The sequence below is a fragment of the Bacillus cereus group sp. MS39 genome (genome assembly GCF_040448665.1).
Classification (GTDB): Bacteria; Bacillota; Bacilli; order Bacillales; family Bacillaceae_G; genus Bacillus_A; species Bacillus_A wiedmannii.
Genome location: NZ_CP123058.1, coordinates 2,833,031 through 2,857,322 on the forward strand (window position 1 = coordinate 2,833,031; position 24,292 = coordinate 2,857,322).

Sequence of the window (24,292 nt, forward strand, 5' to 3'; positions counted from 1 at the left end):
ATTATCCTCTCACTTCAAGAACCTTATCCTTATATATTTCAAACCACTGTTGCCATTCATCTTTAGAAAATTCTTTTTCTTCTCCTTCTAGAACGGAAGAAAAAAGATCTAAACAAATATGCCAACCAGCTATATCTTTCGGTGTATGATCTGTTAACTCATGAATGTATTCTTTAAGAAGTAAAAGAGTACCATTTTCCTCTTTATGTATTTCAAATCGGACACGATCTTTATCCCAAGTAAATTCAAGCACTGCGTTTACTTGACACTCTAAAATATCAATATTTATAAATGAACCGTCCATCATGTCAAACTTGATTATTCCACCTGTTTTAAGGCTTTCAATCTGTAAATTAGACATCCATTTTTTAAGCTTACTGTTTTCTGTTAAAACAGACCAAATTTCCTCTATTGTATATGGAAATTGTCGTTCAAATTTTACAATATATCCAGCAGTTAGTTTCCCAATTTCAGCTATCATCTTGATTGCCCCCTTATACAGAATGTATGTTCTCGCTCTATTTTACACGAATATACATATAAAATAAATCTTTATGTCAACGAAGTATTAATTTAAAGTTAATGGTTATAAGAAAGATTTGAAAAATTTTCAAATCGAGTTATAGCATGTTGAAAATTTAGTATCATGTATGTTTCCTCATTAACTATAGATTTACGCACAAATAAAAAGAGCCGCATTTGCGACTCTTGAACTTATAGAATTACTCCTGTTTTTGTTGAATGATTTACCGTTTAATCGCATCAACAATTAGCGATGGAAAACCAAGTTTATCGCCTTTATTTCTAGAATCATACCTTTTCGAACGGAAAATAACACCGTCATTTGCATCCCATTCGTTGTAATAAAACTGACCATTTTCATCACAATATTCAAGTAAAACTACCTCAAATCCAGCAGCTTCAAACATTTTCGTTAATGTTTTATAATTATGAACAATTTTATGACTTGCTGCTGGATGATCTTTCGGGCCAGGTCCGCCTATTTGAACTATATTTTGGTATGCTTCGTCTCGGAAAAATGCATCAGGAACACCGCACCGAATGTGCCCTGCTGGCTTTAAAAATTCATAACAAATTTCTGCTGCCCTTACACCTTCTTCAAAAGTAAGGTGTTCCCATACATGCTCAGCTAAAATAGCTGAAATAGAATTGTATTCAAATCTTTCTTCCCATGTAACTTTATCTAGTAAATTAAGTTCATCTTCTTGCGTTTGTATCCAACCTGGATTATTATTAAACACCCCGGCTCCGACTACTACTTTAATTTCGTCTTGTTTTATTGCCATCACTTTCACCTCGTAAAAATTTCGATTTATTAATATATTCTATATTTACTATTATCCTTCCTTCTTCAACAAATTTAGTAGCATGAATCTAGTACAATGCCGAACTCATCCCCTAAAAACTATCTAATGTAACGATTTTTCTTACAGAAATATAGCACACCAAACATTAGCACAAAACCAGTCACGTAAAAACTTGTTGTTCCGCTGCCACCAGTATTAGGAATTACCCAATTATTCTTCACATTTTTCACTGTTAGTTTTTGTGTCCTTACCGCTTCTGTAATTTCTATTTCTATTGGATCTCTAAGTAACATATATCCGTTTGGCGCTTTTATTTCTTTAACCGTATACTTTCCAATTACTAACTGGTTGGAAATCACCTTTCCTTTTTCATCCGTTGTTAATCTAGTAACTTCTTTACCTTCTTTATCTAAGACTTGAAATACAGCGCCTTTTAGTTTTAAATTAATATCCTTATCATCAACTTTCTCAATTTCAAATTGCCCAGTCGGGTCTGGTAATTTCTTATTCCCTATTTTAATTTCTACTACTGTATCTTTTTCTATTTTTACAGCTATTTTATCTTTTAATAATTCATAACCTTTAGGTGCTTCTACTTCCACTAGAGTATAGTTACCTAGTGGCAATTCTTTTGATATCGCTTCTCCTTGTCCATCTGTTACTAACTCACCAACTACTTTTTTATTTGAATCTTCAATATGAAACTTTGCCCCTGCTAGCTTTTTATTTTTATCGCTCGTATCTACTTTTATTAACTTCATTTTCCCCATTGGATCTGGTAATTTCTTATTTCCTATTTTAATTTCTACTGCTGTATCTTTTTCTATTTTTACAGCTATTTTATCTTTTAATAATTCATAACCTTTAGGCGCTTCTACTTCCACTAGAGTATAGTTACCTATTGGTAATTCTTTTGATATCGCTTCTCCTTCTTCATTTGTTACTAGATCTCCAACTACTTTTCCTTTTGAATCTTCAATTTTAAACTTTGCTCCTACTAACTTTATATTTTTATCTCCAGTATCTACTTTCACTAGCTTCATTTTCCCCGTTGGATCTGGTAATTTCTTATTTCCTATTTTAATTTCTACTACTGTATCTTTTTCTACTTTTATAGCTATTTTATCTTTTAATAATTCATAACCTTTAGGCGCTTCTGTTTCCACTAGAGTATAGTTACCTATTGGTAATTCTTTTGATATCGCTTCTCCTTTTTCATCTGTTACAAACTCACTAACTACTTTTTTATTTGAATCTTCAATATGAAACTTTGCTCCAAGCAACTTTTTATTATCATTATTACTATCTACTTTTTTTATCTTTACTTTTCCTGTACTAGGTTTGTTCCATAGTTGCCAGTTAAATTTGAAATTGTGAAATTCAAATCCACCAGTTTGTTGTACTGCACCGACAAATGCTTGTCCATTAATCGAACCGCCTTTTGTTTCTAATACAGCATTTGGAGCAAACACACTCCCAACGACACCATATCCCTCTGTTGTGATCTTTTTTGCATTAGGAAAAACCCAAATCACCTTCCCGTATAACTCAGTGAACGGTGATTTAGGAGAATAGGGTTGTGATGTAGGAATGATATCCGTAGCCCTTCCAATATTGTTCGTGTCATATAGAATGGACCCATTTTTAAATGTAACCTCTATTGCATCCGAATACATAACAATAAAATCTTTATCCTTAGCATTGGGTAAAAATACATCTCTTATATCTAAATTGATTTTCCCTACCAATTCTGATGAAACATAAATATTAGGATTGTTTATATCTTTTCCAATACCATAACTCATATTTGAAATTGGGGTATCCGTTTTATATTGACCTGCATTTTTACTGACTTGGTTGGCTATGTTGCGAAATTCATTAAATTTCGCATCAATTTCTAGTTTTTCTTTATAAACGATACGATCATAATAAGATTGTATGATACGATCTGGATCACTCTCTTTTGTCATTGCGACTATTCCGTTTTGAATAATAAAAGATTCCTCTCTTGATTTTTTAAATTTTCCAGACAATAACAAGGATGGATATCCCTCATCACTCCATTTTTCACCTACTATATTAGATGTTCCTGCTGCTGCACCTACAATCGTATAACCTGATGCATCCATATCACCTTGAACTGCGATTGCTCCTTCAATGTCGCCACCTACTGCTATATGGTTACCAAAGACAACAGCATTATAACGCGATATATCCCCTAGACCTTCTAAGTTAGTCGTGGATCCATATGCTTCTTTTGGTGCATATACGACAAAACTTACACATAACATTAACAAAACCATAAAATGAATACTTACCAACTTTAATTGTAACCTCAATTCCTTTGTTCCCACCTTTACCGTATTTTTTCTACAGTCGAATAAAGTGAAACTTCTTTCAGTGAGGATTTACTTCATCCTCTATATACCTTCTTTGCTTATCTCTGGATTTTCGGTCCCACTGCCCATTAATACAGGATAAATAAATTCATTCTATCGAGTTAATTTTTTCTTATAAATTGCGACTAGTAACACACATAATAATAGGATTAAGACTACTACGGTCCACTTATTAAACATAAATATCTCTTTACGCATTTTTTGTTTTTCTTTCTCGTTAAACTCCACACGCTCACCTCGAACCAGTAATCTATTTGTGTTTACTCCATAAGGCGTACATGTAATTAATGTTATATAATCTTTATTTTCCACAATTTTTAAATCGTCCGTTTCGTGTGGTAAAACTACTTTAATTTGATCTACTTTATAAGCAAGAACTTTGTCTAAAGAGTGAATATAAAAACGGTCTCCTTCACTCAACTTATCTAAATCTGTAAATAATTTTGCTGATGGTAAACCACGATGCCCTGTTAAAATAGTGTGCGTATTTTCTCCACCTACCGGGAGCGAAGAATAATCTAAATGACCTACCCCACGACTCAATACTTCCTCAGAGGTCCCTTGATAGATTGGTAGTTTTATATTAATTTTCGATATTTCAATATAACCCATTACATCACCTAAATTTAACGCATCGGCATACGCTTGATGATTACTTTTTTCTTCAGAAAATGGATCTGCAAATGTTTTCATGGAAGTTTGAACTTGTTTATTATATTCGGCTGCTTCTTTTTCTCTTCGCTCGATTTCTTGCTTGTGTAGTGCTTTGATCTTCTTATCGTAAGAGCTAACCTCAGAATAATGTGCACGAGTCGCCAACCAATTACTAATAGTAGGATATAAAAAAATACCTAAACCAAATAAAAAAATACCTCCTAAAATAAGATTTCGTTTCATATTTCCACCTCTGTATATACTAAAATATCGAAAAGAGGGAAGCATTTTACTTCTCCCCTTTTCACATCACATGGTTACATGTTCCTAAAACCTTAATTATTAGCAACCTTTTTTCTAAAGAAAACAAATGCCGCTGTAACCATTAACACAAGACCTATTACAGTAAAAAGAGTCGTTCCTATACCACCCGTAACTGGAAGCATCCATCCACTTTTATTATTTTCTATCGTTAATCTAACCGTTTGATTATTTTCGCTAATTTTTACATCAATGGGGTCTTTTAATAATTGATAAGAAGCTGTTTTACCATCTTCTTTTGTATATGTTGGTGCTTTCGTTTCGAAAATTTGATAGTCTCCATACGGAATGTTAGTCCATTTAATAACACCATTTTCACCTGATACACCAGTGACTTCTTTACCTGCCACAACAACTATTTTCCCATTTTTATCTTTAAGTACAAACTCTGCACCTTTTAATTTCTTATTATCAGCACCATCAACTTTTGTTAACTCGATAATTCCAGTTGTCGGAACAACAACTACAGGTTTAGATTCCTTTTCTCCAAATACATCATTTTTATTTATAAAATCAATTTTTGCTGTATTTAAAATTTCCGAACCAGATAGTACGCCTTCTTTTACTTGTGATTTAATTTGTAAATGAAATTCTTTTTTACCATCTAACTTTGTGAAATCTTTTACTGTGGCTGTTACTTTTTGGCCTTCTACAGCTACCTCTACAATGCTTGCATTTACTTCCGCTCCATCAATTTTCACAACTGGTTTTCCTTGAATCATTAAACGATTGTCTAAAGTATCTGTTACTACATATTTTTTGTATTCTTTAATGTCTTCTGGAATTAATGTTTTGATATCATAATTGTAATTAGTTAACGGATTAATTGGTAACGCTTCCAAATCCCCGTTAATCTTTTTATCAATATTTGGTTCTTCATAGTTTTGCACTTCTACTTTAACTACTGTACCAGAAGTAATTGTTCCATCTTCGTTGATAGTTCCGGAGGTCTTTATAAAAAACTCGTGTTTAGTCGGATCTAGTACATACCCTTTCGGCGCTTTTGTCTCTTGGAAATAGTATTCCCCATACCCTAATCCTTGCACGCGAATATGCCCATTACCATCTGTTGCTAACTCTTTTTTCACTTCTGTACCATCTTTTTTAAATAAAGAGAATACTGCACCTGCTAATGCTTTTTCATTTGCACCAGTCTTTACTAAATCAACTGCACCACGTTTAATCTCATTTTTCGGATACATATGAACATCATAGTTTAGCACCTTACCCTCTTTATTCGTTAAAGGAATATCCACTGTATACGTATTTGGATTTAGGTTAACATGCGGAGGTCCTGCCACTTCTTTCACTTCATAACGTCCTAGCGGCAGTTCTTTTAATACAGCTTGTCCGTTATCATCCGTTACTACTTGAGTTGGAGTTGCTCCTATTACAGGCTTCACATCTTCTTTCACGATTTTCCCATCGTTTGAAATTTTTTCAAACGACGCAACCCTTTTCACTTCAAAAGTTACACCTTTTAACGGTTTCGCATTTGTTGGTACCTCTTGATTTGCAGAGCCATCACCTTCTAGCCCCGGTGCACCATCTTTTTCTTGTTCATATTTATGAATCGTTAAAGTACCTTTGGATGGTGAAGCTGCCTTTACTAATACACTAGACCATGTAGAAAATGTTAAGAAAAATACTAAAAGCACACTAAATATTTTTTTCATTTCTCTTATCCCCTTTACAACTTCTATCATTTTAAAAATCCCTTTATTACTATTACCCTCTTAAAAGCAATAGTGTGCCAAGTACCAGATTTAAACGAGTAACCTAAAACATAGTCGTCCAACAATCCATTGTTTACAAACACTTATTCACTCTACTTATTTTCTATTATTACGTTGTTTCTCCGTATGATATATGTAGTTTTCTCCTGAATTACACTTATATCTCTACTTCAAAAATCGTTACACATTTACTTCTATCGCTAATTTTCATTAATTACTTCACTTCAATTCATTAATCTCTCCCCTCCTATCCCTATTTAAAATCCAATCTTAATCATTTTTGATACATATAAGCAATGAACAACGAATAAGTGTGACAATTCATATTTTACGTTACACCCTAAAACTATTACCTGTATATTCAAATAATATGTGCTATTCATGTTAAATTATGGTATTATTCTTAGAAGTTTATAATTTTTATAGATAAAGTTTTTCCGTTTCTACATATGAAAGAAAGGAATATATAAACATTCAACTAATACGCACAACTGTAAGGAGGAATAATATGACTAAAAAGCTCAGTCTAGTTGAGATAGAGTACGTTTGTAATATGTTTTTCCGATATTTTGAAATTCCAGTTTGTTTTTTAGATTGTAACAAAAATATTCTTTTAGAATTTACATCAAAAGATGATTCACATTCGTTTTATAAATCAAAAATAGAACAGTTACATGTGCTTTTTCAAAAAAATGATTCATATAATTCGCCTATCTTCAGAACTCACCAATATTTAGGGCACTTCATTTTAATTCACATAAAGAGCCATTATATGGTGAACGGTACTGTTATTATTGGGCCCTTGACACATGTAAATTTTTCTACAAGTAAAACGGATAGTAACCTTAATTTTATTTCGAATTATAAAAGAACAAGAGACCATTATTTTTCATTGTCAGTCAAAGATCAAAATTTCTTTGTAAATATAGCAATATTGTTCTATAACATTCTCTATAAAAAAAATTCAGATGTAAGTACCTTTTCAAATAACAGTGACTCATTTCATGTAAGTCATAGCAGTATCTTAAACGAGGATGTATATATTTCAATGCAAAAAAACAAATCCATCTGTCATAATTTGTATATAGAGAACCAACTACTTGGAGCTATAGAAAACGGGGATAAAGAAAGCGTACTCAAATATTATTATGAATTCCAACAAGAGACTCTTTCATCCTTATCTTCATTCCATCAATTAAGACGTCATAAAAACATTTGTATTTCATCCATCACACTTGCTACTAGATATGCGATAAAAGGAGGACTTCCTTCCGGGATTGCTTACAAGATTTATGATCTATACATCCAAAAGACAGAGGATTTAAAAGACGCAGAATCTGTTTGGGATTTATTAAGGAATGTTTTCTATACTTTTGCAGACCGTGTAAAAGCACAAAAAGTACAGAAACACTCAAAGACTATCGCTATTTGCAAAAACTATATTTTTGAAAATATTTACAATCAAATATCTGTTAAACAACTTGCTAAATTTGCAAACGTAAATTCGGATTATTTATCTATATTATTCAAAAAAGAAGTCGGTATTTCATTAATTGAGTACATTCAACGTGAACGAATTGAAGAAGCAAAAAAATTATTAACTTTCACAACCTATCCCTTATCAGACATATGTGCTTCACTCAACTTTAGTGATCAAAGCTATTTTACTAAAATTTTTAAAAAATTCACTAACGAAACACCTGGTAAATATCGAAAATCTCATGTTGTCATATAGAGTTAAACTTTCATTAAAACAAAGTGTTTCTAGTAACTTATCAATGGCAGATTAGAATTACTTCCACACCCATGACCTTTTGAATTTAGGCTATTTTTAAAGCAAAAAAACACGTTACTATTCTTTTATTTGAATGAGAATAGTAACGTGTTTTATATGTAATGTAGGTCTGTAGGCAAAATAGCGTCCAAGCACAAATTTTTATAGAAGCAAAATACACTACTTAAATACTAAAATCTTATTAAGTAAAAAATTCATCTAATAATTATTGTGTGAGAAATAATCCCTACTATTATTTTTATATCTTTCTAAATTTGCGAGCCAAAGTGAGTACTGTACCTGCAATAACCATCCATATGCCCATTGTTGCACTGTTAGTTGTACTGGCACCCGTGTTGGGAAGCTCTTTATATGTAGATTCTTTTTTATCAGAATTAATGCTGTTCGGGATATTACCGTTATTAGTAATACCTTTAGCTTTGCTAGTGTTTTTATCCTTCACTAATACTTTTTGTATTGCATGTACCTCATTACCTACAGAATCTGTTACTGTGTACGTTAATACGTAAGTACCTGCTTTAGAGGTATTCATTTCACCATTAAGTTTTACTTTAGAAATAAGATCACCGTCTTCTTTATCGATAGCTAATACTTTTTCCAATGGATCGAATGAATCTCCTACGTGAATTGTCGCTCCAACAGGCACTGTTAATGTAGGCTTTAAATCTAATAATACCCTTTTTATCTACATGAGCAGTCAATTGGTGTCCGTATACTTCTTTACCTTCATATATTTGTTGCATACGCACAAGTGTAGTCCCATCATAAGAACCACGTTTTTGAATAACTTCGTAGTCTACCCCTTCGTCTCCACTAACTTGTTTTGGTGACAAAGCATGCTCCGTCTTTTCCTTAAGCGCATCTTTCACTACGTTCTCAGGCATCTTTTGTCATGGTTGTGTAAGTTCACCTGAACGGAACGAATCCCCTTGAATTTCGACTTGCATTTGACTCTTTTCCTCTGCATAACCTACTCCATATGGTGTCACAGTTGTTAAGGCCAATCCTGTTGTTAAAGCAACTATAGCTATTTCTTTTTTATTATTCATGTTATTTTCCTCGTATAATTTCTTAAAATATGAAACTGCTTAAATGTATTCCTATCAAAAATAAAAAGTACATCACATTACGCAAAACTGTATTATAAAAAGATGACTTCTGTCATCAACAAAAGTCACCTCTTCAATATGTCATATCCCTAATATGTTTTTAATGCATACTTTCTATATGAAAAAGAAAAAGTATTCTTTAACGAGCGTTTTGCAATACTTTTATTAGGTCATTTATATTTTCAACTTTTTGCTGAAATTGATCAAATCTGCTATGTAGCAATGATGGATTCTTGTCTTCAGTTGAAATAACTTTTTTTAATTCCTCTTCTAATTTATCATATGTATCAAAGAAATTATCAAATTCTACACTTACAAGTTCTTCATTTTCACGATAAAATCTTTTTGATTCTATATATGTCATATATGATTTATTTAAAAATCCTAATGAAATTAAATATTTAGAAGTGTTTTCTTGATAAATAGCAATATCACATGCTATTTTAATATCAGAATAAGTTTTTTGAACGAAACAATGCAATTCAAAAATCTTAAACTTTAATCCATTATTCATTTCATCCCCTCCCATCCTATCTATTCTACATAAAAAAAGAATATTATACAAAGTAAAATATCAATATAGTACAAAAATAAAAAGCGAAAGAATAATCCCTTCCGCTTTTTATAGCAAAACATACATTTCAAATTGTGCTAAAGAATTCTTTTCAAATCCAGTTTTCTTTAAAAATCCTTCTAGTAAATTGTTGTTTGGAAATCCAATTGATAAACTTGATACATGTAAGCTTTCTTTTGCTACTTGTAATAATTTTGATCCAATACCACGATTTCTATAGTCTTTGTCTACGAAAAGAAAACTAATTTTACCTTGTTCATTCACACATATAGCACTCTTTAAATCATTATCGACATATGCGCCGTAAAATTTATTATTTGTTTTTTCGATATAATCCATATCATTTTGCCAATTTATATGGAAGTGTAACCATTTCTGAACTTCAAGTTTAAAAGATGGAAAATCTAATTGTTTTACTTCAATTCCCTTACAATCTTTATTAATTATTTTAGTCATATCTTTTAAATTATAATAAGATAGATCGTACACTTTTTCATAGCCTAATTTCGTATAAAAATGAATCGCTCGGTCATTGCCTACAATGACTTCAAGAAAAAGTTGCTTACACTCATTTTGAAGCGCCTCTTCTTTATGCAGTTCAAATAACTGTGGACTCACACCAATACCACGGTAATTAGGATGCACTGCTAATGTTCCACAGCGCATTGTTTTTATGTTTTCATAATCCTTTATCCCGCCAAGTATTACACCAACAGATTTGGCATCGTCTAAAGCAAGAAAGGAATGTTTTAGTGAATTCCCTTCTGGTCCAAAAAATCTTTTTATAAAATCTTCTTTTGAAACTTCCATTTTAATAATGTAATCTGAAAATCCATCTTTAAATGCTTCATATACTAAATCTATACTTACTTCACTGCATCTTTTGTATTGAATCATATAAAATTATCCTCCACTTACTCGTGTTAAACTTAACGTCCAAATACATGAAATGTACTAGTTCCACTCTACCCATTATTCTTTAATTATTAACTCTGCCACTTAATTTGAAATGAACGGACACTTTCCTACATATCTCTCACTGTTAATTTGTTTTATAACAAACGGTGCAATATCCCCATTTTGTATTTTGATTCCTGGCATATCTACTAAACTCTCTTTTATATTTCCAATGCCCTCCCCTTTCATAACAAATGGTAATCTAACAATTGTCCAATCTACTTCACTACTTTGGATAATTTGTAATTCTTTATATTTATCTTGCATCATTTTTGATAAAAAAACTTTAAATAAGGTAGCCCCTATTTTATTTACAATTCCCTTTTGATCTCCTGTAACATTTAAAGAACCTCCGGAAATTACAATATATCTTTTTATTTCAAACTCCTTCATTGCTTCTAGAATATGATTCGTTACTGCGCTAAAAATATAAGATTCATTTTTCGGTTGACCTACCGCATTAATTACAGCTCGACAACCTTTAAGTAATTCCCGTATTGAAGCAAAATCACGTGCATCTCCATTAATAATCTCTAAATTTCCATTTGTTATTTTGATATTATTAGAATTTCTTGTTAATATTTTTACTTGATATCCCTTTTCTAACGCTTCGTTTACAAGGAATTTCCCGGCTTTTCCGTTTGCACCTAGAATAGCTATTTTATTTGTACTTTCCAATATTAACCCCTCTTACTATCTATTCTTTACTACATTAATCTCATGTACACGTAAAAAAGCAATTAAATGCTCGCACGCTCGTTCACACGCTAACATTTTAAAGATTTTTTGTTCCTCTTTCGTTTTATCATTTGCTTGATCTGATGCAGCTTTTAAACTGAGAAAAGGTTTGTTATTGATTTGACACACATAAGCAAAAGCTGCCACTTCTTGATCAACCGCTAATGCTCCATATACAGTATGGAGTAAATATCTCATTTCCGAATTACGAATACGTTGATCTCCAGATAAAAATGTACCATAATGAATCGGATCATAAGATCGTATCTTTTTTATTCTTCTTACAAGTGACTTTGTTGTTTCAATAGGTGCTGTCCTACCATTATATAAATTAAAAATATCTTCCCCTGAACCAGCAGCAGTAACGTCGTGTTGTATTGCATTAAGGGCTACTACAATATGTCCATTTTTCACCTTATTTGATAGACTTCCGCATATTCCTGTCATAAACAACTCATCTGGCTGAAACTCACTAATTAATAATTGCACACAACTAGCACAACTTACTTTCCCAACTCCAGTTATTACGGAGATAACTTCCATATTATTAATATAGTGAAAATGAAATTCCCAAGCTGCTCGTTTTTCAATACGTTCACTTGGATAATATTGATGCAAATACGTAAGTTCTGGTTCCCATGCGGATACGATTGCAATACGTTTCATTACACGCTTCACTTCCCCTATTGTTATCATGTAAATACTTTATCTATACTTTCTCGTTCATAATCTGGAATCCACTCTTTATATTTCTCATATAAATTTCGTATTGTTTCTTTATTCTTCGCAATTACTTCACATCCTCTATCATCGTAAATAAACATGATAATATCTTTCGTTACATTTATGAGAAATACATCTGGATAAGAAATCTCTTCCTTACGTCCAAAACGAGGATTAAGACCTGGAAAATCTTCATGATTCGCAGCTTGAATAAGTGGTTTATACTTTATATCGCTAGCAAAACATTTTAATGAAAATTGATATGTACAATATAAATCAGCTTCTTCATCTTCAAATAGAAAAGGTACTGTTTTTTGTTTTATTTGGAACTTTAAATCCCTCTTTTTAATAAATTTATTATATACATTTATTTTCTGTGAATTTTTCATATTTTCCTTTTTAAATCGATAAACATTTGTTACTAAAAACACTTCATCTTCTTTTGAAAATATATCTTCAAATAAGTATTTATTATATGTATAAATTTGAGAGAAGTATTCCATATTTACATCGTCGGTTCCTTCTACATTTTGATATTTCCCTTTCCCAAAGTTAAAATGCAGATGATTTTTCCACTGAAAGTATATATGTGGTACTAATGTAACCCCAGGGAATGTTTCATTCATATATTCTTTTAATTGCATTCTTAATTCCTTTCTACTCTACAATTTCTTTTAACTGCCAATATGCTTCTTCTAGCCATGGATGTATAACTTTCAACGTGTCTTTTCTATCCCACAAATATGAAATATATGCAAAAGCAGCATGTTCTAAAGATTTTTCTAATTCTTTTTTTACTTCTACTAAATATGGTGGTCTCCATTTTGATCCCATTCTATTTTATCAGCAACAAATAACACTAAATCCATTTTCGTTGCATGTTTACGTAGTGTAGTATGGCAGCAAATAACATTTAAGATTTCTTCATCATCCACTTTAAATATTTCTTTTGCAATTACTCTCGATAACTTTTGATGAATAATCATTGGAAATTCTCGTTCTTCTTGTAATATCTCTATTCCAAATTGTTCAGCAACTGCAACCCGATCTTCATTTGGAAAGATTGCACTAATATCATGTAAATATCCTGCAATCGCTGACTTTTCTTCATTTACATGATACGTACTCGCAATTTTACGGGCTTCTTTTGCCACCCGAATTGAATGTTTATAAGTAAGTTCTTTATTGTATTTTAATAGAAACGATTTTATATCATTTTCAATTTTTCCAGTTGGAGTAAATGAATATATATCCATATATAACATCTCAAGTCACCTTTCTTCCTAATATTCAATATAACGCTGTATTTAAATATCCTTTTTATTTGTATTCGTTATGAATGTTTTAATCCCTTTTTTATACGTTACATGAAATTTTATGGCGAATCATTGCTACAAAATACATAAATGTTTGATATTATAGTAATGTTAATGATTTGTTAGGAAAGGAACTACATAATGAATAAAAACATATTAATTATTGATGATGATAAAGATATTGTTGAGTTACTTGCTGTTTATTTGCGAAATGAAGGCTATAACATTTATAAAGCATATGATGGAGATGAGGCATTGCAAATGATTTCTACATATGAAGTTGATCTTATGATTTTGGATATTATGATGCCAAAGCGAAATGGATTAGAAGTTTGCCAGGAAGTTCGTGAGAATAATACTGTACCTATTCTTATGCTGAGTGCAAAAGCAGAAGATATGGATAAAATATTAGGTCTTATGACAGGTGCAGATGATTATATGATTAAGCCATTCAATCCATTAGAATTAGTAGCTAGAGTGAAAGCTTTGTTACGAAGATCATCTTTCCAAAATGCCACTTCCTCCAAAAATGAAGATGGTATTATTCGTATTCGTTCTGCTGAAATACACAAACATAATCATACTGTTAAAGTAAATGGAGAATATATTAAACTTACATCTATTGAATTTGATATTTTATATTTACTTGCGAGTAATACCGGAAGAGTATTTAGTTCCGAAGAAATTTTTGAACGCGTTTGGAATGAAGATGGTTATGGTTCAAATAAAACTGTAATGGTTCACATTAGTAATTTACGAGATAAACTTGAAACAGGAATGAATGGAGAGAAGTTTATTCATACTGTTTGGGGAGTAGGCTATAAAATTGAGAAATGAAGCATTTGATATATTAAAAGATATCCCAAAATGGAAGTTAATTTTTTGGTTCATGTTAGCTATCACACTTACTCCTATTACTGAATTAATTATATATCGCCTCGTTACAAGTGTAATTGAAAGTTCACTTACGTTAAGCGAGCTTGGAAAAGAATTCATTCGAATTTTTGGATATGAAAAATATAAAGGAATAAAGGAATCTCTATGGATGATGATTGTATCTTATTTGTTTTTATTTTCTATTTTCTCATCCTACCTATACATTTTTTATCGTCATGAAAGAAAGATTTATTATGAAACTTGTATTAAAAAAATGATAGAAGAGATTCGTTATATTGCAAATGGAAACTTCAATCATAAAGTCTCTATCGTAAACCATAATTATCTGGAAGAGTTAGCAAGCGGGGTTAATCACATTGTTGAACAATTGAAAGTTTCGATTGATGAAGAAAGACAGGCGGAACAAGCAAAAAGTGAACTTATTACAAATGTATCGCATGATTTACGTACTCCTCTTACCTCTATAGTTGGATACGTAAATTTAATCCACCATGATAATTATAGAGATGAAGTGGAATTACGCCATTATATACAAGTCATTTACGATAAAGTAACCCGTCTTAACGCATTAATGAATGATTTGTTTGAATATACACGTGTTCAAAATAAAGAGTTAAGTTTATATTCTGTTCCCATTGATATTGTAGAGCTACTGGGGCAATTAACTGTTCAATTCCGCATACAAGTTCAAGAAGCTAATATAGAATGTCGACCTTCTTTCCCATCTCAAAAACTCATGGTATTAGCTGATGGAGACAAATTAGTACGAGTGTTTGAAAATCTTATTATAAATGCTATCGCTTATGGAAACGATGGTGGATATATCGACCTTGCTGCCTATGAAAGCAATAATATGATTAATATAGATATAACAAATTACGGCCAACCTATTCCTAGTACGGATTTACCTCATATTTTTGAACGTTTTTATCGCGTTGAAAAATCTCGCTCTACGAACACTGGTGGATCTGGACTCGGATTGGCAATTGCAAAAAGTATTGTGGAATTGCATAAAGGAACAATTGAAGTATATAGTGATGATAAAAAAACAACTTTCACTGTAAAACTACAACCATATAAATGTTAATACAACTTAATTTTAGGTCCAATTTCTTACCATATAAGAAATTGGACCTTTTATTTTCCATTAAAATCCAAAATTTAATAATCCTTTATAATTCTTTAGAAATTCTTTACCTTTTCTTTCTTCCTAATTAAGCATTCCTTTTTACAATAGTATTATTGATGTCATAGTAGGAGGATCGCTTATGCAATTCTTGAAAAAGTTCACAATTTTATTCTTATCTTTTGTTATTACAGCACTTATCGTTTTATATTTTTACCTCTATGTAAATGGTCCAATTATTCAAGCTAAATCAGCTATTTTAATAGATGCTAATTCAGGTGAAGTTGTTTATAAAAAAAATGAAGAAACTCCTATACAATCAGCTACTTTATCTAAATTAATGACAGAGTATATCACCATGGAACAACTGAATGAAGGAAAAATACAGTTAGATGAATTAGTAAAAATAAGTAACGAAGTTTTCCGAGCAGAAACGAGTCCTATACAAGTAACTTCGAAAGATAAAACGACAGTTCGTGATTTACTTCATGCATTGTTTTTGACAGGGAATAATCGTTCCGCACTTGCCCTTGCAGAACACATTGCTGGAAACGAAGATAACTTTACACTTTTAATGAATGAGAAAGCAAAACAACTAAAGTTATCACAACCATCCCCGTTTCTAAATGCTACTGGAATGAATAACGATACAAATAAACAATCAACTACAACAGCTATAGACGTAGCTAAACTAGCGACACAATTAGTAAAAGACTTTCCAGATGTATTGAATGTTACGAAACTAACCTCTTACCAATTTACCTTCAAAGATTCAAAAGTTTTCAACACAAATAAAATGATTTATTCTCTTAATAAAAACATTAAACTCCAAGGTGTTGACGGCTTACAAACTAGTTTTTCAACTAATGGTAATTATAGTTTTGTCAGTACAGCAAAACGAGGAGATACTAGACTTATTTCCGTAATATTAGACTCCAATGAAGAAAACAGTACTTTTATTGAAACAAAAAAGTTACTACAGTACGGTTTTGATCCTTCCTCGTACTCTGCACTCCAAGCTTTTAAAGATGCTGTTACATCTTGGACAGTTTTGCTTCAGTTTAAAAATTTAATCATACAAACATTGTTGATTTTCTTCATTATTACCTTTTTAATGTTTTTACATATACGTCAGAAAAAATCCGAGGATTTCAACTAGGAAATCTTCTTATATATAAAAACCGGCTTGTATTTACAGTGCAAGCCGGTTTCTAAATCTATAGTCCTCTTCCAATTAAATTAGCTGAAACAGGCTGAAGATTTAGCTCTCTCGCCCATATAGATAGCTGACCAATGTGATGAATTTCATGTACAATTACATGCCTTAACACTTCACCGTATGTATATGTTTTATCTGTCCACGAAGCTTTTAATATCTTACATTCTAGGCTAGATGACCACAACTGTAAAAAATCTTCTAATTCTCGTTTATATAAATCAGATAACGCTTTCACTTTTTGGATTGATTGATAATCTTTAAACTGCGGTTCATTATCTTCTTTTCCTTGAAGCGCACTAATCCAGCTGTATTCAACATCGACAATATGGAATAATGTTTCTAAAATACTTCCTACACCACCTACACGCTTGCGGAGCAATTCTTCCTCTGAAAGTTGTTCACACCACTTAAACCAATCATCTCTTACTTGCCAATTGTATTGAAATAAAGTGTACATATTTATCTCTCCCCTACCCAATAATCCACTTAACCGCATCTATTACATAATACGGCTCATCTTTTTGAATATAGTGACCGCTTTGTGTTGCAATTACAAATTTATTATTGCTTGATAATCGTAATAATTCTTCTTGCAATTGCAACCATTTCATTTGTTCATCTGGCGAATAAAAAGCTTTTTTACCCGCAGCTAACACGACAAGTGGAATATCATTCATTGATTTACAACATCTATCTACTTCACTTAAACTAAATGTAAACTCTTCATATGAACTTTCATATACAAACTGTTTATAGTAAGCTTCTTGAAATTCATTAGACATGATTGGCAGAAAATCTTCTTTATAATTTTCTGGTGTCGAATCCGCCAAAACGATTCCCAACATATCTTCGGGATAAAAAGTCGCAAATAAACGTGCATTTATACCACCAAAAGAATGTCCTACAAAAATATAAGGTGGTTTCAATTGTAATTGCTCTAAGCAACTTCTTAAATCTTTTACCATTTCAGAACTAATACGTCTCTTGGAACTCTTCCCACTTTTCCCTAATCCCGCTCGATCATATGAAAGTACCGTCCCATATTCCGTCAACTCTTCAGCAATATGATCCCATGTGTTTGAATAATCGCCATAACCTGCTTCCATTATAATAACAGGTTGCAACTGCTTTCCTTGGAATACTTTTGAATACATTTTAAAATCATCAACTTGTACATATTCCTCTATACATTTAACCATTGACGATTACTTCTCTCCGATTAAGTGACTCTAAAATTTGATTAATTATTTCATCGACAGATAAAGATCCATCCAAAACAATATCTGAATTTGGCTTTACGGTATGAAGTGCCTCTAAATAAGCTTTTCTAGCATATGTTATATAGTGCTTTAAATCATTTTGTATTTCACTCATTGTATCTTCCTTAAAATCTCGCAAAATTCTTCTAGCCATCGCAATATCTAAAGGTGTGTCGATAAATATGGTTACATCAATGAATTGTCGCATTTCACTATTTAGGTATGCAAAAGGATAATCTACAATAATATAATCTAGATAACTATTTTGTAACAGATGCTGAATATCCTTAATTAATGGTGTGAGTACCCATTCATCATAATTTGCTCCATCATCAATCCATTTACAAATATCAGCAGGACAATTATCAAAGTTATAACTATCAAAATATAGTGCTTTTGAATTCATTAACTTGTGAGTTAAACTTTCTGTAACAGTAGTTTTACCTCCTCCTGAAACAGCTGCAACTGAAATTACTTTAGTATTTTTATTCATAACTTCCCACCATACCCCTTTTAATTGACATAACATAATTATAAAAAACTATTATTTTTTATCACTCCATTCATATTCTAACATACTCATTTCCCATAAATTCCAATATGTTTCTCCTACTTTTTTGGATTCTCTTAATAAACCTTCTTTTACAAATCCTACTTTTTCATAACATGAGATGGCCGACGTATTAAAATCATAAACACCTAGAGTTACTCTATGTAGTTTTAATTCTTCAAATGCAATTTGTAATACTGCTTTCATCATATGTTTCCCTATAGAACGCCCTCGTATTTTCGTATCACCAACTAACACTTTTCCAATTCTTGCAGATTTATTTATATTGTCAATTTGCCCAAGTGAAATATGACCAATTACTTTTCTAGTCTCTTCATCTATTACTTTAAATGCAAGCGTATTTTTGCTTTCAATATATTTTTCTAATTGTTGTTCATGTAAAGGGTATGTAAATACATTTCCTGACCACTGTATTAAAAATTCTTCGCAATCAATCCAATTTATTAATTGTTTGAAATCAGTTCTTGTAAATTGTTTCAGCTTGATCACTCTCATTCTCCTTTCACACAACCTTTTATACACCTTCAAATTTATTTCTATATGAAAAATATATTCCCTTTTAAACAAAATAAAAAGCCATTCATAAGAATGGCTTTGCAATCAATAAAGCATAATTACTCTTTATTTGCTACGTCAACACCGTTAAAATCAAACTCATCAGCAACAGTTGTAGCAGGTGGTAAAATCGCTTCAATTTTACAAAGAGATATAATTGCTGCAACTGAACCAGGAATAGCAGCCAGCTTAACAACATCGCAAGTTACAGAAGAAACAGTACCTATATAAGTACGTCCTTCAGTGTTAATTCGCACTGTTTTATTAATTAATTTTTTAAGTTCGTCTCTAATTCCTTGTACACAAGAGCTGTCACATTTCTCATGCTGTTCTTTTTTACACTCTTCAAAAACATCCCAACAATCATCATGTTTACACGTACATTTTTTTCTACAATTATTAAATCGAGAACCCAAATCCTCACCCCCTAATCCTTTCTATTAGTAAAGTATGTCCAATAGCTTAAAAGTGTACGAGACAAAAGCATAGAAACAAAAAAACAAACACTTGTACTAAACCTTTTTATATATATTAAAAACGAATATACTACTGTATGAATACTCAATTCAAATACTCCAAATATGTAGCATTATTAGTATAAACGTGCTTTCAACGACAATAACATTCTTTTCTTTATTAATAACAAAACGGACCTCTAACAATTAAAGGCCTGTTTAATGATTGGACTTGGATTTAATTCTGCTGAATTTAAAATTTAGACAGACCCTTTCTCAAAAAAATTTTTTATTAATAAGCTGACTTTTTAAAGAATCTCCAGCTATTCCTATTACTTCACATATACATAGACTTTGTTTGCAGTAATATAGTATATTTTTCCTTTGCTGTTTTGAAGTATACATTCAGAAAAACATACTCCAAAATAAGATATTATTTATAATCAGAACGTTTTCTTCACCAAGTGTTTATTAATCAATCTCATAACCAGTAGTTCTCTCCACTATTTTGTAAAATTTAGCATAGTTTGTATGGATTCTATATCTAGTAGAAAGCACTCTATCATTTAAAGGGAAAATAATAGGTGAATAAACAAGCCATTTTTTTACTAAAACATAGAATAATAGTAATCCTATTGAAGGGAGGTATAAAAGAATGTCCTGGAAAAATGATTGCTGGAGTTCTAAGAAAAAGCATTGTTGTGATGACTGGTGGAAATCTAAAGAACAGCACCATTGTGATGATGATTGGTGGAAATCTAAAGAAAAACACCATTGTGATGATGATTGGTGGAAATCTAAAGAAAAACACCATTGTGATGATGATTGGTGGAAATCTAAAGAAAAACACCATTGTGATGATGATTGGTGGAAATCTAAAGAACAGCATTGCAATGATGATTGGAGTTCTAAACGAAATAAGTGTCGCTGTAAATGTTTCTTTATTTGTTGTCATTGTAAAAGAAAACATTGGTAATATTTTAAATGTCAACTTAAAGGAAAGAATATATAAAAAGCTGACTAAATATAGTCAGCTTTTTATATATTAACACGTAGAGATTTAAACTGACATCTATAATTACTAGTTGAGTGGAGTATTGAAAAATAAGCTGACTCTTATAAATCGACTCTTTAATTACTTCACATACATATAAGCTTATTTACCAGCAGTATGTTTTTCCTTTGCTATTGTGCATCTTGTATTGTAATGTTCCTTTAACACTTGCTTTTGCATCAATAATAAACTCTAATCATACATTAACAGAACCAGCAACGTCTTTATCCTGCCAAGTTGGTGAATCATAGAAACGTAAATTATTCCTTTTAGAAACACCACGTTTTCCTCCAATAGATGAATCTACTGTACTTTTTTATCGAACTTCACATCAAAGAATCGTATTTAATCTATTGCTCTTCGCCAAGATTCAACCAGCCGTCTATGAGTTTTAAAAATGTACGCACCATTTTGTCTAACTAAAAGACCACATACACCAAAATCCCGAACACTCGCAAATTCTAATGCTCCTATAAATTTTTGAGCATATAAATTAGGGAATGCACGATTTGTAAGCAAGAATTTCTGACCATTTCGCAATGGAACATTCTAAAATTAGTATTATTATGGAATTTCCTCATATTTTATTAACTTCCTTATTAGAAAAAGATTATTTTATATAGATTACTATAAGCATCCATAAAGCCAAGGCGCCAATGATAGCGAGCACTATACGTGTAGATAGTACCCTTACTTCAAAGTCTGTTTTCTTGGAAGGTTCAGGATATGCAATTATGTAGATTCCCTTTAATAATGCAAGCCATGCAATAAAAGTTAGGAACCCCTGCCAGTTGAATACCCATACATTATGTAGGATTACACTACCTAACCCTAGGAAAATCGATAGAAAACCATACATAATACCAAATCCTCTGTCTTCAACCACTAATTTTTTCAATTCACGTAGTACCGATGGACGTACGAAAAGTATTCCCGATACGATAACCGTTACCCATCCCCAAAACAATCCTAAAAAAGTACTAGTTTCCATTATTAATTCACTCCCCTCAATTATTTATATTTCAGATATTCCCCCCTTTAGAACAATTCCAACATCTTTATATATAGGCGAAATTCTGCTCTTTTTTAATACAAATAGGGCATATTCTATGCCCACCCTTAATCACCTTATTTCTCTACGAAATGAAATTTTCACATCATTCTTCGTCATCATCTATCCGAATCAACCAAAGTCGCTTTGTACTATTACCACACACTTTTTCATAGCTTGGAGCTAACATGCACCGAAGCCAATATAATGATTTATTCGCCTTTTCACTAACCTCTAAAATTGTCCCCTCTTTAATAAAATAATCACCTTGATACAATGTATACTCGCTTGTCCCATGGAATCATCATTATTCCCCTCCCTATTAAAATAGCATTTTTGTTTCAAATGAGGCTCTCATTAATTCGGATGAATTCACCAGTATTTTCACCAAAAAATTCATGATATCTTTAATTAGTGGAGTACTTCATTACTTAACCATTATCTTCAAGAGCCCCATAGACAATCGGGGTTTCTTTTATTTAAATAAAAATTTTGTTTAAACTTTACAAAACTCACCTATATTAAAATATCTTCTAAAATCCCTATTGAACATTTATAATACTTTTAAATGGTTTAAATTCTACAATCAGTAATGGAGGCATTTTAATGGGAAACATCCCAAATGTATCATCACAACAATCAAATCCTAATATACCCTCACAGCAAGTGAACCCTAACACCCAACAAGGTAATAATAAAAAAACAAGACGCCGTATTATAACTATTTTGGCTTTAATATTACCTATCATTTTTGTCCTTCAATATTCTCTTAATAACCAACAAGAAATGATTAAAGAAAAACAAATCACGCTTAATACGGAGCAACAAAAATTATCTTCTTTAAAGAAGGATGGTCATTCCCTTAAGAATGATGTTAAAGCTTTAACAGATAGTGAAGAAGAAATTTTAAAATTCGCAAGGAAACTGTATGGATTTTCCAAATCGAATGAAACTATTTTTAAAATAACTGAATAAAATTACACTGCATTACCCAAAAGGCGATTTGAAAATACTCGCCTTTTTATATTTAATTTCTAAAGGAATCATACTAATCTCTCTTTCTATCAAATAAAAATTTTGTTTAATTTATTAAAATACAACCGCTTGTCCATTTCACTTTGCTTTATCATTACATTTACTATTAGTAATACGATTTTTAGAGGTGATAAATAATGGACGAGTTTTTATCTTTTGCTGCACTTAATCCGGGGTCTATTGGACCTACACTTCCACCTGTTCAACCCTTTCAATTCCCTACTGGTCCCACCGGTTCTACAGGAGCTACGGGTTCAACCGGACCAACTGGTTCAACTGGACCAACTGGATCAACTGGACCAACTGGATCAACTGGACCAACTGGACCAACTGGTTCAACTGGTTCAACTGGTTCAACTGGACCAACTGGACCAACTGGACCAACTGGACCAACTGGTTCAACTGGTTCAACTGGTTCAACTGGACCAACTGGACCAACTGGACCAACTGGACCAACTGGACCAACTGGACCAACTGGACCAACTGGACCAACTGGATTTAATCTTCCTGCTGGGCCTGCATCTATTACTTTGACTTCTAACGAAACCACGACATGTGTATCCACTCAAGGAAATAATACTTTATTTTTTTCGGGTCAAGTATTAGTAAACGGTAGTCCTACTCCAGGAGTAGTGGTCAGTTTTTCATTTAGTAATCCTTCTCTTGCTTTCATGGTTCCTCTTGCTGTCATTACAAATGCTTCAGGTAACTTTACCGCTGTATTTCTAGCCGCTAATGGGCCTGGAACAGTAACCGTTACTGCTTCACTTCTTGATTCTCCTGGAACAATGGCTAGCGTTACTATTACCATTGTGAATTGTCCGTAATGGTTTTATCTTTAAGTACTAAGCAATTTCTGATAAGATGAGCACTGATTTACAGTGCTCATCTTATCATTGGGATATTCCTTTCAAATGAAATTTCGAAACACCCTACTAAAATAAAGCTTTTATTAAGAACTAATGATCTTTATATTTCTTAAACTTGTCATCACAAGTGATTTTTATAATTAGTTAAATTCTCAATATAGTTTATGTATATAATTCCATTCAAAGAAACATAATACCCACGTAACTATTTAAAAACACTTCGTTTTTATATCTAAATTCAAAAAGGAGCTACATAACATGGATAAAAAAAATCTATTAAGTCAACAACTTGATTATGTGTCATCGGATGCGCTGAATACTCCTAGTAAAGCTCAAGAGCAAATGCAAGAAACATCCCAGGAGGCACATGATTCAAACAAAAAGGACAGTACTCAAGCTTTACATGGCGACGATTTACCAATTTCAGATGTATATAGAACAACGAACAAGCAGTAAATTTGAAAGGGAAAAATCTTAAGAACGAGTGAACTTAATTCTTTTCCCTTTTCCTATTTAATTAACACTTTTATATGAAAACCGTACACATTTTT

27 protein-coding genes and 5 pseudogenes are annotated in these 24,292 nt (G+C 31.7%); 8 read left to right on the forward strand and 24 right to left on the reverse strand.

The genetic code is table 11. From position 1 onward, the window contains the following. Position 1 precedes the first annotated feature (1 nt). The 5 genes from QEP67_RS15000 to QEP67_RS15020 form a co-directional block, all read right to left on the reverse strand. Positions 2-481 carry an SRPBCC family protein gene (locus QEP67_RS15000; RefSeq protein ID WP_048566371.1) on the reverse strand — a complete coding sequence of 160 codons (480 nt, stop codon included), beginning with the start codon at positions 479-481 and terminating at the stop codon, positions 2-4. A 265-nt stretch (positions 482-746) separates the two neighbouring features. Further along, the gene (locus QEP67_RS15005) at positions 747-1,307 is read right to left on the reverse strand and encodes a hypothetical protein (RefSeq protein ID WP_000985676.1); all 561 of its coding nucleotides are present in this window, start codon (positions 1,305-1,307) and stop codon (positions 747-749) included. Positions 1,308-1,426: 119 nt separating this feature from the next. Further along, positions 1,427-3,667: a SpaA isopeptide-forming pilin-related protein gene (locus QEP67_RS15010; protein WP_064459771.1), complete on the reverse strand. Its 2,241-nt coding sequence runs from the start codon at positions 3,665-3,667 to the stop codon at positions 1,427-1,429. A 153-nt stretch (positions 3,668-3,820) separates the two neighbouring features. Continuing rightward, positions 3,821-4,624 (reverse strand): class C sortase, encoded by an 804-nt coding sequence (locus QEP67_RS15015; protein WP_000827953.1) that lies wholly within the window; start codon positions 4,622-4,624, stop codon positions 3,821-3,823. 92 nt (positions 4,625-4,716) lie between these two features. Beyond that, complete coding sequence (locus tag QEP67_RS15020; protein ID WP_000719292.1) at positions 4,717-6,378, reverse strand: SpaA isopeptide-forming pilin-related protein; 1,662 nt, start codon at positions 6,376-6,378, stop codon at positions 4,717-4,719. Between the two features lie 568 nt (positions 6,379-6,946). Between QEP67_RS15020 and QEP67_RS15025 the strand changes: the two genes are divergently transcribed. Then, complete coding sequence (locus QEP67_RS15025) at positions 6,947-8,173, forward strand: AraC family transcriptional regulator (RefSeq protein ID WP_000162861.1); 1,227 nt, start codon at positions 6,947-6,949, stop codon at positions 8,171-8,173. 298 nt (positions 8,174-8,471) lie between these two features. On the opposite strand, the gene QEP67_RS15030 is transcribed toward QEP67_RS15025, so the two are convergent. The 8 genes and pseudogenes from QEP67_RS15030 to yqeK all read right to left on the reverse strand — a co-directional run bounded on the left by QEP67_RS15030 (position 8,472) and on the right by yqeK (position 13,599). Continuing rightward, complete coding sequence (locus QEP67_RS15030) at positions 8,472-8,834, reverse strand: immunoglobulin-like domain-containing protein (protein ID WP_064459770.1); 363 nt, start codon at positions 8,832-8,834, stop codon at positions 8,472-8,474. Between the two features lie 64 nt (positions 8,835-8,898). Continuing rightward, positions 8,899-9,282: pseudogene (locus tag QEP67_RS15035) on the reverse strand (peptidase M4); the annotation flags it as partial. Between the two features lie 199 nt (positions 9,283-9,481). Further along, the gene (locus tag QEP67_RS15040; RefSeq protein ID WP_001059013.1) at positions 9,482-9,856 is read right to left on the reverse strand and encodes a hypothetical protein; all 375 of its coding nucleotides are present in this window, start codon (positions 9,854-9,856) and stop codon (positions 9,482-9,484) included. Between the two features lie 108 nt (positions 9,857-9,964). Then, on the reverse strand, positions 9,965-10,813 hold the full coding sequence (locus QEP67_RS15045) for a GNAT family N-acetyltransferase (protein WP_000617081.1): 849 nt from the start codon (positions 10,811-10,813) through the stop codon (positions 9,965-9,967). A gap of 102 nt (positions 10,814-10,915) precedes the next feature. Continuing rightward, positions 10,916-11,551, reverse strand: coding sequence for an SDR family oxidoreductase (locus tag QEP67_RS15050; RefSeq protein WP_000446314.1), 636 nt, complete (start codon positions 11,549-11,551; stop codon positions 10,916-10,918). A 15-nt stretch (positions 11,552-11,566) separates the two neighbouring features. Beyond that, entirely contained in the window at positions 11,567-12,304 is a 738-nt protein-coding gene (gene mtnN / locus QEP67_RS15055; protein ID WP_074650815.1) for a 5'-methylthioadenosine/S-adenosylhomocysteine nucleosidase, read from the reverse strand. After that, positions 12,304-12,978, reverse strand: a complete 675-nt coding sequence (locus QEP67_RS15060) for a DUF3885 domain-containing protein (RefSeq protein ID WP_048566375.1) — start codon at positions 12,976-12,978, stop codon at positions 12,304-12,306. The genes mtnN and QEP67_RS15060 overlap by 1 nt, the downstream gene beginning before the upstream one ends. A gap of 13 nt (positions 12,979-12,991) precedes the next feature. Next, a pseudogene (yqeK, locus tag QEP67_RS15065) lies at positions 12,992-13,599 on the reverse strand (bis(5'-nucleosyl)-tetraphosphatase (symmetrical) YqeK). Positions 13,600-13,791: 192 nt separating this feature from the next. On the opposite strand from yqeK, the gene QEP67_RS15070 reads away from it, so the two are divergent. The 3 genes from QEP67_RS15070 to QEP67_RS15080 all read left to right on the forward strand — a co-directional run bounded on the left by QEP67_RS15070 (position 13,792) and on the right by QEP67_RS15080 (position 16,832). Next, complete coding sequence (locus tag QEP67_RS15070; protein ID WP_001038798.1) at positions 13,792-14,487, forward strand: response regulator transcription factor; 696 nt, start codon at positions 13,792-13,794, stop codon at positions 14,485-14,487. After that, a complete protein-coding gene (locus QEP67_RS15075) occupies positions 14,477-15,634 on the forward strand; it encodes a HAMP domain-containing sensor histidine kinase (protein WP_001243286.1) in 1,158 nt (385 codons plus the stop codon). The genes QEP67_RS15070 and QEP67_RS15075 overlap by 11 nt, the downstream gene beginning before the upstream one ends. A 181-nt stretch (positions 15,635-15,815) precedes the next feature. Beyond that, positions 15,816-16,832, forward strand: a complete 1,017-nt coding sequence (locus tag QEP67_RS15080) for a D-alanyl-D-alanine carboxypeptidase family protein (RefSeq protein ID WP_001160065.1) — start codon at positions 15,816-15,818, stop codon at positions 16,830-16,832. A gap of 58 nt (positions 16,833-16,890) precedes the next feature. Here the strand turns inward: QEP67_RS15080 and QEP67_RS15085 are convergent, their stop codons facing one another. From QEP67_RS15085 to QEP67_RS15105, 5 genes are all read right to left on the reverse strand, one after another. Then, positions 16,891-17,349 (reverse strand): DinB family protein, encoded by a 459-nt coding sequence (locus QEP67_RS15085; protein ID WP_048566378.1) that lies wholly within the window; start codon positions 17,347-17,349, stop codon positions 16,891-16,893. Between the two features lie 13 nt (positions 17,350-17,362). Continuing rightward, positions 17,363-18,091: an alpha/beta fold hydrolase gene (locus tag QEP67_RS15090; protein ID WP_048566379.1), complete on the reverse strand. Its 729-nt coding sequence runs from the start codon at positions 18,089-18,091 to the stop codon at positions 17,363-17,365. Then, complete coding sequence (locus QEP67_RS15095; protein WP_001039243.1) at positions 18,084-18,644, reverse strand: hypothetical protein; 561 nt, start codon at positions 18,642-18,644, stop codon at positions 18,084-18,086. The genes QEP67_RS15090 and QEP67_RS15095 overlap by 8 nt, the downstream gene beginning before the upstream one ends. A 51-nt stretch (positions 18,645-18,695) precedes the next feature. Continuing rightward, positions 18,696-19,217, reverse strand: coding sequence for a GNAT family protein (locus QEP67_RS15100; protein ID WP_081253822.1), 522 nt, complete (start codon positions 19,215-19,217; stop codon positions 18,696-18,698). Between the two features lie 119 nt (positions 19,218-19,336). Then, positions 19,337-19,693 carry a hypothetical protein gene (locus QEP67_RS15105; protein WP_000535579.1) on the reverse strand — a complete coding sequence of 119 codons (357 nt, stop codon included), beginning with the start codon at positions 19,691-19,693 and terminating at the stop codon, positions 19,337-19,339. 623 nt (positions 19,694-20,316) lie between these two features. Between QEP67_RS15105 and QEP67_RS15110 the strand changes: the two genes are divergently transcribed. Then, on the forward strand, positions 20,317-20,781 hold the full coding sequence (locus QEP67_RS15110) for a hypothetical protein (RefSeq protein WP_353706304.1): 465 nt from the start codon (positions 20,317-20,319) through the stop codon (positions 20,779-20,781). Between the two features lie 107 nt (positions 20,782-20,888). Here QEP67_RS15110 and QEP67_RS15115 read toward each other — a convergent pair. The 4 genes and pseudogenes from QEP67_RS15115 to QEP67_RS15130 form a co-directional block, all read right to left on the reverse strand. Next, positions 20,889-21,169: pseudogene (locus QEP67_RS15115) on the reverse strand (N-acetylmuramoyl-L-alanine amidase); the annotation flags it as partial. Position 21,170: 1 nt separating this feature from the next. Continuing rightward, positions 21,171-21,357 (reverse strand): annotated as a pseudogene (locus QEP67_RS15120) (terminase large subunit); the annotation flags it as partial. Between the two features lie 39 nt (positions 21,358-21,396). Further along, positions 21,397-21,777 (reverse strand): hypothetical protein, encoded by a 381-nt coding sequence (locus tag QEP67_RS15125; RefSeq protein ID WP_000450249.1) that lies wholly within the window; start codon positions 21,775-21,777, stop codon positions 21,397-21,399. A 166-nt stretch (positions 21,778-21,943) separates the two neighbouring features. Next, positions 21,944-22,114 carry a hypothetical protein gene (locus tag QEP67_RS15130; protein WP_000284255.1) on the reverse strand — a complete coding sequence of 57 codons (171 nt, stop codon included), beginning with the start codon at positions 22,112-22,114 and terminating at the stop codon, positions 21,944-21,946. A 329-nt stretch (positions 22,115-22,443) separates the two neighbouring features. Here QEP67_RS15130 and QEP67_RS15135 point away from each other — a divergent pair, with 329 nt between their 5' ends. Both QEP67_RS15135 and QEP67_RS15140 read left to right on the forward strand, forming a co-directional pair. Beyond that, positions 22,444-22,812, forward strand: a complete 369-nt coding sequence (locus QEP67_RS15135; RefSeq protein WP_064459768.1) for a septum formation initiator family protein — start codon at positions 22,444-22,446, stop codon at positions 22,810-22,812. Positions 22,813-23,009: 197 nt separating this feature from the next. Further along, positions 23,010-23,066: pseudogene (locus tag QEP67_RS15140) on the forward strand (exosporium leader peptide-containing protein); the annotation flags it as partial. 17 nt (positions 23,067-23,083) lie between these two features. Here QEP67_RS15140 and QEP67_RS15145 read toward each other — a convergent pair. Together QEP67_RS15145 and QEP67_RS15150 are read right to left on the reverse strand one after the other, a co-directional pair. After that, positions 23,084-23,422: a hypothetical protein gene (locus QEP67_RS15145; protein ID WP_353706305.1), complete on the reverse strand. Its 339-nt coding sequence runs from the start codon at positions 23,420-23,422 to the stop codon at positions 23,084-23,086. A gap of 45 nt (positions 23,423-23,467) precedes the next feature. Next, the gene (locus QEP67_RS15150) at positions 23,468-23,683 is read right to left on the reverse strand and encodes a hypothetical protein (RefSeq protein WP_000237380.1); all 216 of its coding nucleotides are present in this window, start codon (positions 23,681-23,683) and stop codon (positions 23,468-23,470) included. 316 nt (positions 23,684-23,999) lie between these two features. Between QEP67_RS15150 and QEP67_RS15155 the strand changes: the two genes are divergently transcribed. Next, on the forward strand, positions 24,000-24,197 hold the full coding sequence (locus QEP67_RS15155) for a hypothetical protein (protein WP_000358738.1): 198 nt from the start codon (positions 24,000-24,002) through the stop codon (positions 24,195-24,197). Positions 24,198-24,292 lie beyond the last annotated feature (95 nt).